The following is a 12,307-nucleotide window of genomic DNA, read 5'->3' on the forward strand; positions in this document are numbered from 1 at the left end:
GGTGGTTATAGCGACGGGGCTCACCTCTTACCATTCCGAACAGAGAAGTTAAGCCCGTTTGCGCCGATGGTACTACTATTTGTGGAAGAGTAGGTCGCCGCCTTTTTTAAACCCAGTTCTTTAAGAACTGGGTTTTTTGTTTTTAAATACCCGAGAGCTTTGCGATTAAGCTTTAAAACGAATAGGAGAATTTTAACAGAATATACCTATTGATGAGATTGGTACGAAATGAGTTTGTAGAAATTGCACTAATGTTTCGTTCAACAAAGAAATTTTCATTTAGCAAATTCATACCAGAAAGTGTAAGCTGCCAATTTTTATTGTCAGGCCGGTACCATAAGTTAAGATTCAAAAAGTTGTAGTTATTGCTGTTATCATTGAGATTTGGGACAAAGCAGTTATATTCTAAAGTAGAAAACAATTGTCTAGATGGCTGATAAAGCAATTTAAAAGTATTATCTATGGATCTATTGATTAGCGTGTTTTCACTTTCATTTTGTTGAAAGGTATAGCTTATTTTATTTTCAAAATTGAAAGAAGAATCGAAAGCTGTTTTTAAAAAGAGGCTGTTATTAGAAAAATGACTTTTATTCGATCTTAAATCCGAATTATTTACAATGTTTTTAAAATTATTGATACCATAATTTGAACTAAATTTTACGTTGGTTTTAAGAGCAGGAATCAATTTTGTAATATTAAAATTGAAATTCCAGTTTTCAGTACCATTTGGCAAAAAGAAATTGATAGTATTTATGGAGTTTTCATTAACCTCTATGTTACTAAAATAATTACCGTCGAGCTTAAAATAGTTGGCTCCTAGTGTGATTTCTAATTGATTAAATAAATCAATTTTTGAGTAAAGCAACCCATAATTTTGACCTTTCTGTAAGCTTATATTAGGAATGTTTGATTTAGTGATTCTATTGCTCGCCAAAACTGTATTTGAATACAAATTTTGGAGATTTTGTGTATTTCTATTAATCCCCGAATTAAATCTAATAAATGATGTTTTATCAATTTTATAAGAGATATCTAAAGAGGGTTCAAAGATGAAACCATTTGACTTTAATTTCTCAGTAGTTTGCATTAAGTCTAAATGGAGATACCTAAAAGCATATCGCGGTGTTATGGTAAATTTATTTAATCGCATACTATAAGAGCCTAAGGAGTACATTTCATTCTGAACATACTTTAAATCATTGGTGCTATTGTCTATAGTTTCTTGGCTATTAGTCTCACTAGACAGGTTAGAATTGAACCTCTCATTTCTTAAATTAAAACCGGCAGTAATATTATATTTATTTTTCTTATTACTTTTTCCTAAATAAATGGCTTTGAATCGTGTATTTATAGCTTTAGAATCATTATTCTGGAAATCAGAATTTAGCGCTGGACTATTAAGAGCAGAAGGACTTATATGAAATTCCTGATCTAAACTATTTATAGTATTGATTAGATCTAATTGAAGTGCTTTATTTGCGGATAGTTTTTTGGTAAACTCAAGTCGTTGTTTTAAGAATATGTTATCTGAAAGTAGATTGGATCTAAAATCATTGTCCTGATTCGAAAAAATGGTTCTGTCCGTATCAATTTCTTCGTCCCTTAGACTGATATTATATTCTAGAAGTGTTGTTTTTGATGTATTAAACTTTAGTTCTAAATCACCTCTGTATTGTTTTGGTTTCTTGTTAATAAAGTTGTTATCAAACGTGCTAAAATTTTCAGTGTCAATCGAAAAATTACTTTCATAACGTTGATTGCTCCTTATGCGATCTGATAGATAAAACAAATTAAGTTTTGCTTTCACTTTATCAGAAAGATTATAGATACTATTTAAATTACCAAAAAACTGATTATTAATGTTGGTTAGTTGGTTATTTATATTTTGCGTTGAAATATACTCAGGAATAATACGTTCTGAAAAGTACTTGTTTTCTCTTAACTGCTCCGTTGTAATACTATTGTTATAATAATTGAATGATGATGAATTTTCACCAATATTGTTATATGAGGCCAAACCAAATGATTTGTGCGCTTTTTGGATTCCTAATAGTACTAATGACGCATCTAAGGGCGTGGAATTAGAATCAGGGATATCACCCAAGCCTACGTCAATGTTACCGCTTATATCAATCTTGTTTTCTTTTAACTTAAGGTTTAAGGCTACTTTATCACTATTTTCAATACCCATTAGAAGACTATTTTCAGAGTAATTTTCAATGGCTTCAATGTCTTCAACTAAATCGATATTAATGTTTTTGGTACCAACTGCGTAGTTATAATCAAAAAGATTGTCACCATCTAAGGTTACAGTTTCTACACTTTTACCCTTGTATTTAATGTTACCGGTTGCATCATCTACTTCGATACCTGGTAGTTTTTTTAGTAAATCTTCAACTTTCCGTTCTGTTCCATCTTTGTAACTGTCTACATGATATGTGACTGTATCTTCTTTAATGGTAAAAGGTCTTCTATTGGATGTAATAAGAACTTCGTCGAGCTTTTCAATTTTAGTTTTTAATAGAACAAAATTGAAATTCAAAGTGTTTTTAAGTTTGCTTGGCTCTATAAACTCTTCGATGCTATTAAAGCCTGTAGCTGTAATTTCGATAAAGGCACCATTGTTATATGATTTTTTTAGTTGATAGGAAAACTGTCCACCTTTAACTAAAGTAAACTCAGATATCGTTTCTGGCTTATCAGGACTTTTTAATAAAAGTTTTGCTGAAATTGGATTGCCATCCGCATCAGATACTGTACCCTTAATTTGTTGTGCATAACTTAAAGACAGGGCAGAGCATACAGCAATCGTAATATGAATAATTTTGACATGAAGGCTTTTCAAATTCACCTAATAATTACTAATTCTTATATCTCGATATCTTTTTCTGTTGTGAGGCTATGGCTTCATTATATTCTTTATCGTCCTCTTTAATATAGCATTCTATTGCGCAACGAGATATTGTAGTTCCAAGAGCATTTTCTGATGGTCTATAGTTAATCAACTCTAGTGCCTTTTTCTTATACAACGCACTGAAGTCCTCCCAACTATAGGCATCTTTACTTTTAAAAGGATTTTCTATTTCGTTTTCACCTTGGACTACCGCACTATTTTTTATACCATAGGCTTCAAATTTAATAAAACCATCTGTAGATTCGATTTCTAATATCATACCAGGCAAGCCATCATATTTGTAAGGACCTCCAATTGGAAGATCAGAGGTGAACCAAGCTTTAAAAGTTCTGCCTCTATATTTAGTCGTTGCAAGCTGACAAGAGTATCCAAGTATATCTTTAGTTGTATCTGAAATTTCCCAATCAAAAACATCTAAGTCTTCCTTAACTAAAAAATATCTACTGGTGAGCTGATGTTTTGCAAAAAACGAATTTTCATTATAGTCCTTATACACCGTATTGGTATTCTTGCCACTAGATGTATAAAAGAAAATTGCATCATCGTCCTCACTCATTTCTGAGGTATTAGTATTTGGGGTTTTAGTCACTTTACTGAAAATCGACTTTTCTAACTCAATAAATTTAGTATACTCGTAATCTGACTTGAAAGGTCTTGAAGAACCTGTTAGCGTAATGGATTTTTCATATTTAATCTGATAAATATGCAAAGAATCTTGCTGTGCAGATAGTATGACTGAGCAAACTAATACTAAAAAGAAAGTTATTGTTATTTTTTTCATTAAATAAAGGAATAAAAATACTGGAGATTTAAAATGGCAATAACTATTCCAAATCTCCAATGATTATAAATCAATAAATATTTATTTATTAATCGTTCTGTAATTCTTGGATTCTTACTTTAGCCGCAAAACTAACAGCAGTGTAATAACTATTACATGCACTTGCTGCAGTTGTACCGAAGCCTTGCATATTTATAGTCTCCGAATACCCAGTTTCACTATTTGTAATTGTGGCATAACAAGAACATACGTAAATTAAATCTTCATTTAATTCTGTACTCACAATGTCAATCTTTACATCAAGATTTCCTGTCTTTACAACATCAAAGTCGACGTTCTTAGTAATTTGGTCAATATCACAATTGATTTCGGGTTGAGCGTTGTTTGCAAATGAAACACTACAAGCAATTAAGAATGCTAAGCAAAAAAAACTTTCTTCATAAATTTTAAAGTTTAAACCATAATATATGGCAGTTAATAAAATAATTTTCCCAAATAATGGGATAGAAGTCATTTAACGCTTTTGCTTAAGGGACAACAACTAGTAGTCATTTGTTAAGAAGTCTTTACCAGCGCTACTATTTTAATTCTTAGGGAATAAAAATAAGCTTGTACAAGCTGGGTGTTAACACATGCTAAACATAGATACAAAGCGACTTCTTAATTTCTCTTTGCATTCTACAAATAGCTTGATAAAGCTAATTAAAAAATATAGAAGCCATAGCACAAAAAATGTAATATTTTTCTTTCTTTATTTGATTTACGGAAAAACCGCAACGTATTTTAAGAAAATTCTTACTTTATGTTTTAAGAGCACTTTTTGCTACCACTTGTGCTGTAAATGTCAGTTAAAAATAAAACTTAAATATCTCTGATTAATCTTGTCTTATACTATAAGTATAGGTAGTTAACTTTACTACAAAAGAAAGAGTTGTTGGAGTGTGCTTATTTCTTTTTAAACATGCTATTACCAATAGTATTAAGACCTATAAATAACATGGCAATTGCCGCAATGCAGATCAAAATGGAAATGATAAGCAAGGGTATGTAAAGCGGCTTACCGTCATTACTCAATGCTAAATACAATAAGCTGGGGCCTGCAAACATTAATACCAGGCAAATACCCATACGTTTTAAGCCTTTTGTGAGTAGGGCTTTATCGGTTCTATTATTTTCGTCCATATTTAATGCTTTGTCTTACACTTTTATGCTCTTGTAATAATTGAGTGGCTTTTTCTTCTGATACCTTCAATTCGTTCATTATCATTCTTATACCTCTATCGACCAATTTATTATTACTTAACTGCATATCCACCATCTTGTTACCTTTTACGCGCCCCAACTGAATCATACTGGTTGTAGTAATCATGTTAAGTACCAATTTTTGAGCTGTACCAGCTTTCATTCTTGAGCTACCTGTTAAAAACTCTGGACCTACAACAACTTCGACAGGATATTGAGCCGCTATACTTAAAGGGCTATTTTGGTTACAAGTTATGCATCCAGTGATGATATTATGCTCATTACAGGCATTCAAGGTACTCACAACATAAGGTGTTGTTCCTGACGCTGCAATGCCAATGACGACATCGTTTTGTGAAATATTATATGCTTTAAGATCCTCCCAACCTTGGGTGGTAGAATCCTCTGCGTTTTCCACAGCCTTGCGAATCGCATGGTCTCCGCCAGCAATTAAGCCAATAACCAAATCATGGGAAACACCAAAGGTTGGCGGACATTCAGACGCGTCTAATATCCCTAGGCGTCCACTAGTGCCAGAACCAATGTAAAATAATCTACCACCTACCTTCAACTTAATTACAACCTGCTCAATTAAAGCCTCAATTTGTGGGAGCGCTGTTTCTACGGCAATAGGAACACTCTTATCTTCCGTATTAATATGAGTTATGATCTCATTAACTGACATGTTTTCAAGATCATTATAATAGGAGTCTTTTTCTGTAACCTTTTCGAAATTCATGATATAAAAATAATGAATTTCGAAAAGGTAAAATGAGTTATTCAACAGTGTAGATTAACTCATCGACTTCAGATAACCTAAAATAGCCAAAAGGAACGTTCGCAGGATTGGTAGTATTAACACAATTACCTCTTACTGTAGCTGGTTGTGTTTCAAAAGGCCCCCCATCTTGTTCTCCACCTTGTTGTAGAAGAATAAACATAAATTGATAAAACCGTTCAGATATACCATAGTTTCTTATTTTTACTTCCATACCAGATTCCAATTCTTCTTCTGAATAAAAACCAAATATTTGATTCCCATCTGTGAATCGGTCTTCATACACCTCTAGTGAAGGGACTAATCCAATTGGCGCAATAAATTCAAAGAAATAGTAATTTTCAATATTTGCTGGATCAGTATAAAATGCCTTTAACTCAATATCTTCCCCGGTAAACCCACCTTCATTATTTTGTTCCACAAAGTCGATAGGTACTACAGACTTCAATGTCTCTACAGCACTGTAAGTTTCACCGTCATAAACAATATTAAGCGTGTAAGTTTCATCAATAATGGGTGTGAAATTATAGTTTTTATAAATGCCAGTTGTTCCGTCCTCAACAAAACTATAGACATTAGCATTAGAATCAGTTATCTGAACTAAGGCACCATTTGCAGGTGGCACTTCATTGTCAAAGAAGGGTGCAGTTAGACTTAGTTTTATACTTTGTTGATTTCCTGTTGTATTTTTAAACCAATTAATAGAAGCATCAATTACAAGACGTGGTTCTGCTGTATTCAGATCAACATCTATCACATCTTCACAGTTTGTGACAAGGCATATAGAAAACATTAAAAAAATAAACTTTTTCATCGGATCTAAAATTTAAAATTATAAGAAATAGAAGGAACAATGCCAAAAATAGCTAGCCTAACTGCCTCATTGGTTCCTGACGTTCTATTTTCTCTAAATGATATGTTAGCAGCGTTTCTTCTATTGTAAATATTGTATATACCAAAAACCCATTGGCCTTTGAATCGTTTATCACTATCGGGTTTGGGATTGTAGTTAACTGAAACGTCTAAACGATGGTATGCGGGTAAACGACTTGAATTACGAGCCTCATAACTAGGAATGATAATTCCATTATACTCATATTGTCCATTCGGAAATGTCGCAGGCTGTCCTGTTTGAAACAAAAAATTAGAACTAAAAGACCATTTTTTATTTAGCTCATAACTGGCAGTCAAGGAAATATCATGGGTCTTATCAAAAGGTGTAAAATACCAGTTGCCATTATTAATACCCGTTTCAATTGAGGTTCTACCTGGAGTTCTTTGCTCAGATTTAGAAAGCGTATATGCTAACCATCCTTTAAGCTTTCCTTCGTTTTTTCTTAGCAATACTTCCATACCGTAAGCTCTGGCTTCACCATTTAGAATAACTTGTTCAATTGCATTATTGGCAATTAAATTAGCACCATCGATATAATCAATTCTATTTTGAATGGTCTTGAAAAATCCTTCAACTTCTAAAGAATATTCATTATTATTAAATGTTCTAAAATATCCTAAAGCAACTTGGTCCAACAATTGAGGCTTTACATACTTTCCGCTAGGTGTCCAGACATCCAAAGGTGTAGGTGAGTTTGTATTTGATAACAGATGAAGATACTGACTCATTCTATTATAACTTGCCTTAAGTGATGAATACTCGTTCAGCTGATAGGCCAGTGCAAAACGAGGTTCTATATTAGCAAACGACTCAATAACATCACTACGATTAAAAGTCTCTACACCAGTTGGGGTAGCTTTTTCATAAATACCAAGATCTTCATTAAAAATAACAGGATTGTTGTTTTCGTAACTATTTAATTCATCTTGGCCTAAACGATGAAAGGTACTGAGTCTTGCTCCGTAACTTACAAATAGCTTATCACTAAGTCTATGTTCAGCGTCTAAGTAAATCGCGTTTTCAAAGGCATATTTATCAATAAGTTTAAATGGATTAATTCCTGAGCTTTCAGTTGTTGGGTTAATTTCCCCTGGATTGAATTTGTAGTATATACTATTTAAACCATACTCTAATTTGAAGTTGTTACTGATGTAGTGTTTAAAATCGTATTTAATATTGAAATTTCTAATACCTGATTCCCAATCAAATTCAACAAAGTCAAGTTTTAAGCCATAGTAGTAATCCGAATAAATCAAGGAAAGATTTGAAAACAATTTATCTGAGAATAAATGATTCCATCTAAAGTTAACTACAGTATTCCCGTAGGTGTTTTCAAAGCTATCGGCTAATTCAAACACATCCCTACCGAAGTAACCAGATAAGAAAACACTATTACTATCATTTAATCTATAACTTAATTTAGTATTTAAATCATAGAAATAGGCGACATTATCTAAATCGAATAAGGGTAAAAATAAATGCGCATAACTACTTCTGCCACCAAATAAAAAAGAACCTTTATCCTTTTTAATGGGGCCTTCTGCTAAAAGACGACTCGATATTAAACCAATACCACCATTCATATGAAATTCACTGCTATTACCTTCTTTTTGATAAATGTCTAGTACAGAAGAAACGCGTCCACCATATTTTGCAGGAATCCCACCTTTGTATAATTTAATATCTTTTATGGCATCTGGATTAAATACAGAAAAGAAACCGAATAAATGCGATGAATTAAATATTGTCGCTTCGTCTAAGAGTATTAAATTTTGGTCTGCAGCACCACCTCTTACGTTAAACCCTGAGGATCCTTCACCTGCATTGGTTACACCAGGTAAGAGTGTTATCGATTTTATGACATCCACCTCTCCAAGTACCACAGGCATCTGCTTTATGGTATTAATAGAAAGCGCATTGACACTCATCTGAGGTTTTCTAATGTTTAATTCTTCAATATTCTCGGTAATAATTACTTCATCGAGACTCTCTGCTGCTTCACTTAACTTAAAGCTTTGTGTAATATTTTTATCTAAAACAATAGTTTCTGTTAAGGTCTGGAATCCTAAATAACTGAGTTGAACTTTATAGGTTCCATTTGGTAAGGTAATAGAGTAGAAGCCATATTCATTAGTCATAGTACCAGAATTAATTTCCGGAATAAGAATATTAACACCAATTAAGGTTTCATTACTTTGACTATCTGTTATTGTACCACTAAGTGTATATTTTTCTTGGGATAAAATCGCAAGCGGGCATAAAAAAAGAAAGAGTATCAGTACTCTCATCGGTATGTTCATAATCAAATAATTATGTTTTCGGTAATGTGCTTTGTTTTGATTGAACGACTGTTATGATTGATTGTTACACAAAGTTATTGAATAAGAAAAGAGCTTCAATTTTATTGAAGCTCTTTTAACATAAGTTTAGTTTAATATGGAATTCAGTGTCTTGCTTGGTCGCATTGCACTGCTGGTTAATTTTTCATCCGGCAAATAATAACCATCAATATTAACCGCATTTCCTTGGCAATCAAGTAACTCTTTAACAATGGAATCTTGTTGCGCTGCCATTTGGGTATGTATTTCAGCGAATTCAGCTTTTAACTCTCCATCCTTATCTTGATTAGCAAGCGCTTCTGCCCAATATAAAGCCAGATAAAAATGACTTCCACGATTATCTAATTCGTTTACTTTACGAGAAGGCCCCTTTTTATTTTCTAAAAGCTTTTCAGTAGCCTCATCTAATGCTTCCCCTAAAACTTTAGCTTTTGTATTGTTATTAACTTCACCGTAATGATCTAATGATACTGCTAAAGCTAAGAATTCACCTAGGGAATCCCATCGTAAATGATCTTCCTCTACAAATTGCTGAACGTGCTTTGGTGCAGATCCACCAGCTCCTGTCTCAAATAACCCACCACCATTCATTAATGGAACAATAGAAAGCATTTTAGCACTAGTTCCTAATTCTAAAATAGGGAACAAATCAGTTAAGTAATCTCTTAAAACATTACCAGTTACTGATATGGTGTCCTGTCCTGCCTTAACACGCTCTAGGGTATAATTAGTAGCTTGGATAGGAGCAAGGATTCTAATATCTAATCCTTCAGTATTATGATTTGGTAAATACTGATTAACTTTTTTGATAAGTTCAGCATCATGAGAACGATTTTCATCTAACCAGAAAACAGCAGGCGTTTGAGAAGCTCTAGCTCTTGTAACTGCTAACTTTACCCAATCTTGAACAGGTGCATCTTTAACCTGACACATTCTCCAAATATCACCAGTTTCGACATTGTGAGTAGTTAAGACCTTTCCTGAAGCATCAATAACTTCTATTTTGCCATCCGAAGTAATTTCAAACGTCTTATCATGAGAGCCATACTCTTCAGCTTTTTGGGCCATTAAACCTACATTTGGAACAGTTCCCATCGTTGTTGGGTCAAAAGCACCATGTTTTTTACAGAAGTCTATAGTTGCAATGTAAACACCGGAGTAACTACTATCTGGAATGATAGCTTTAGTATCTTGTTGCTGACCTTCTTTATTCCACATTTGTCCGGATGTTCTGATCATCGCTGGCATCGAAGCATCAATGATAACATGACTCGGAACATGTAAATTGGTAATGCCTTTATCGCTATTAACCATAGCTAAGTCAGGTCCATTATTTAAAGAAGCATTGATTTCGGCCTCAATTTCTTTACGCTTTGCTTCTGGTAACTCATTAATATTATCTAAGATATCTCCAAAACCGTTATTTGGGTCTATACCGATCTCTTCAAAAGTCTCAGCATATTTATCAAATACAGATTTAAAAAATGTTCTTACCGCGTGACCAAAAATGATTGGATCTGAAACTTTCATCATGGTAGCCTTCATATGAAGTGACAGTAACACATCCTGATCCTTAGCATCTTTAATTTCTTGTTCTAAGAAATTTAATAATGCTGCCTTACTCATATATGTGGTGTCAATAATTTCACCTGCTAATAAGTCTAAATTGTCTTTTAAAATGGTCGTATTTCCGTTCTTGTCTGTATGTACAATCTTAACAGTTGTGGCCTCATTAATAGTAACCGAAGTTTCATTATGCGCAAAATCGCCTTGAGACATAGTCGCAACATGAGTTTTTGAGTCCGAACTCCATGCTCCCATGCTATGAGGATTCTTCTTTGCGTAATTTTTAACAGCCTTTGGTGCACGACGGTCCGAGTTACCTTCTCTTAAAACCGGATTTACCGCACTCCCTTTAATCTTATCATAACGCGCCTTAATGTCTTTGTCTTCGTCAGTTTTAGGATCTTCTGGATAATCCGGTAGTTTGTATCCTTTTGACTGTAACTCCTCTATAGCATCTGTTAACTGAGGAATTGAAGCACTTATGTTTGGTAACTTAATAATATTAGCTTCTGGAGTTTTTGCCAATTGGCCTAACTCAGCTAGAGCATCATTAACTTTTTGGTCGTTTGTTAGAAAATCTGGAAAAACAGCTAAAATTCTTGCTGCTAGTGAAATGTCTTTGATTTCTAAGGTAATGCCAGAAGACTTGGTAAAGGATTGAACAATAGGTAAAAATGAGCGCGTTGCTAATGCTGGCGCTTCATCTGTTTTTGTATAAACAATCTTTGCTGTTTTTGTCATAGGATATGAAAATATATTGATCGTGCTTAGGCTTATTTTTAAGCTGTGCAAATATACAAAATTGCTTTAGTTATAACAGTGAGAGATTAGCAAGAGCAAGGATAAAAAATTAAGAATTTGACAAAATGAACTGCGACATTTTGTGAATGCTATTTTATCTGAATTTCAAAGGGTTTTAGCAAGCCAATAAGATTGTCTTTTGAAAATAGTGTTTCTTTTAAATTATTGATAGCAGGATGAATGCTGAAGTTAAAGGCAGACGAAAAATCAGACTTTTCAAGATTGGTGTTTTCAAATATGGTATTTTCAAGATCGCAATGATCGAAACTGCAGAATTTAGCTTCAGTTAAACTAAAATCTACTTGTTGCAACTTACAGTCTTTAAACTTTGTTTTGTTAATTGTCATTTCTGAGAAAGAACTCAGATTGAGATTACATTTGTTAAACTGAAATGCCATTAAGAATTGGCTAATATCTTTAAAATTGAGACCAACGAGTTTACAGCTAGAAAAGATAACATCGTTAAATGTTGTGTGCTTTAAATTGACATTGCTTAGATTACATTCTACAAATTCACACTCTAAGAATACAATGTTAGAAATATCTGAATTCTCAAAATTACATTGTGTAAATGTGCAGTAGCTGTATTCTGCTTTATTTAAGATAGTAGATGTGTAGTCTTTATTAGTAAATGTCTTACTATCGATTAAAGGTAAATCCATACTACAAATATAAAGATATCAGGGTCTATAAAAACAAAAAGCCATATCCCTCAGAAATACATCTGTGCTGACATGGCTTTTCTTGAAACAGTACTAACGTGCCCTATTTAGCTTTCACTAACTCAGCTGTGCGGCTTGCGCCACCATCCTTTTCGGTTCAAGGGTTCCCGCTTCGGTGAAACGTTTCATACCTTTCAAAATGTATTGACCTGATACTACTACGCTTCTTAAGATTCGTTTTTCTTGATATTTCCTTATTTATAAACAGTTATTATCCTTCGGCTCCCAAACATACTAAACTTTTACCTCTCCCAGCACCTAGACTCTTA

General features: G+C 33.3%; 9 protein-coding genes and 1 rRNA gene. 1 reads left to right on the forward strand and 9 read right to left on the reverse strand.

The features are described from left to right. Positions 1-106 (forward strand): 5S ribosomal RNA (gene rrf, locus HRU49_RS12380); the annotation flags it as partial. 66 nt (positions 107-172) lie between these two features. Here rrf and HRU49_RS12385 read toward each other — a convergent pair. From HRU49_RS12385 to HRU49_RS12425, 9 genes are all read right to left on the reverse strand, one after another. Next, complete coding sequence (locus HRU49_RS12385) at positions 173-2,851, reverse strand: hypothetical protein (RefSeq protein ID WP_296357629.1); 2,679 nt, start codon at positions 2,849-2,851, stop codon at positions 173-175. A 10-nt stretch (positions 2,852-2,861) separates the two neighbouring features. Further along, a complete protein-coding gene (locus HRU49_RS12390; protein WP_296357631.1) occupies positions 2,862-3,695 on the reverse strand; it encodes a GLPGLI family protein in 834 nt (277 codons plus the stop codon). Positions 3,696-3,783: 88 nt separating this feature from the next. Further along, positions 3,784-4,209: a hypothetical protein gene (locus HRU49_RS12395; RefSeq protein WP_296357633.1), complete on the reverse strand. Its 426-nt coding sequence runs from the start codon at positions 4,207-4,209 to the stop codon at positions 3,784-3,786. Positions 4,210-4,640: 431 nt separating this feature from the next. Beyond that, a complete protein-coding gene (locus HRU49_RS12400) occupies positions 4,641-4,877 on the reverse strand; it encodes a DUF6095 family protein (RefSeq protein WP_296357634.1) in 237 nt (78 codons plus the stop codon). Next, complete coding sequence (gene murQ, locus HRU49_RS12405) at positions 4,864-5,676, reverse strand: N-acetylmuramic acid 6-phosphate etherase (RefSeq protein WP_296357636.1); 813 nt, start codon at positions 5,674-5,676, stop codon at positions 4,864-4,866. The genes HRU49_RS12400 and murQ overlap by 14 nt, the downstream gene beginning before the upstream one ends. Positions 5,677-5,713: 37 nt before the next feature. After that, positions 5,714-6,529, reverse strand: coding sequence for a DUF4249 domain-containing protein (locus HRU49_RS12410; RefSeq protein WP_296357638.1), 816 nt, complete (start codon positions 6,527-6,529; stop codon positions 5,714-5,716). A gap of 5 nt (positions 6,530-6,534) precedes the next feature. After that, complete coding sequence (locus HRU49_RS12415) at positions 6,535-8,910, reverse strand: TonB-dependent receptor (RefSeq protein WP_296357640.1); 2,376 nt, start codon at positions 8,908-8,910, stop codon at positions 6,535-6,537. A 126-nt stretch (positions 8,911-9,036) separates the two neighbouring features. Beyond that, on the reverse strand, positions 9,037-11,256 hold the full coding sequence (locus HRU49_RS12420) for an NADP-dependent isocitrate dehydrogenase (RefSeq protein ID WP_296357642.1): 2,220 nt from the start codon (positions 11,254-11,256) through the stop codon (positions 9,037-9,039). Between the two features lie 149 nt (positions 11,257-11,405). Then, positions 11,406-11,978, reverse strand: coding sequence for a pentapeptide repeat-containing protein (locus tag HRU49_RS12425; RefSeq protein WP_296357644.1), 573 nt, complete (start codon positions 11,976-11,978; stop codon positions 11,406-11,408). Between the last annotated feature and the right edge of the window lie 329 nt (positions 11,979-12,307).

The organism is Winogradskyella sp. (genome assembly GCF_013213975.1).
GTDB lineage: Bacteria > Bacteroidota > Bacteroidia > Flavobacteriales > Flavobacteriaceae > Winogradskyella.

What these genes read in the sequence shown, in the direction of transcription:
- HRU49_RS12390 (WP_296357631.1), bottom strand. Translation starts at nt 3,695, where the DNA reads ATGAAAAAAATAACAATAACTTTCTTTTTAGTATTAGTTTGCTCAGTC.
- HRU49_RS12395 (WP_296357633.1), bottom strand. Translation starts at nt 4,209, where the DNA reads ATGACTTCTATCCCATTATTTGGGAAAATTATTTTATTAACTGCCATA.
- HRU49_RS12400 (WP_296357634.1), bottom strand. Translation starts at nt 4,877, where the DNA reads ATGGACGAAAATAATAGAACCGATAAAGCCCTACTCACAAAAGGCTTA.
- murQ (WP_296357636.1), bottom strand. Translation starts at nt 5,676, where the DNA reads ATGAATTTCGAAAAGGTTACAGAAAAAGACTCCTATTATAATGATCTT.
- HRU49_RS12410 (WP_296357638.1), bottom strand. Translation starts at nt 6,529, where the DNA reads ATGAAAAAGTTTATTTTTTTAATGTTTTCTATATGCCTTGTCACAAAC.
- HRU49_RS12415 (WP_296357640.1), bottom strand. Translation starts at nt 8,910, where the DNA reads ATGAACATACCGATGAGAGTACTGATACTCTTTCTTTTTTTATGCCCG.
- HRU49_RS12420 (WP_296357642.1), bottom strand. Translation starts at nt 11,256, where the DNA reads ATGACAAAAACAGCAAAGATTGTTTATACAAAAACAGATGAAGCGCCA.
- HRU49_RS12425 (WP_296357644.1), bottom strand. Translation starts at nt 11,978, where the DNA reads ATGGATTTACCTTTAATCGATAGTAAGACATTTACTAATAAAGACTAC.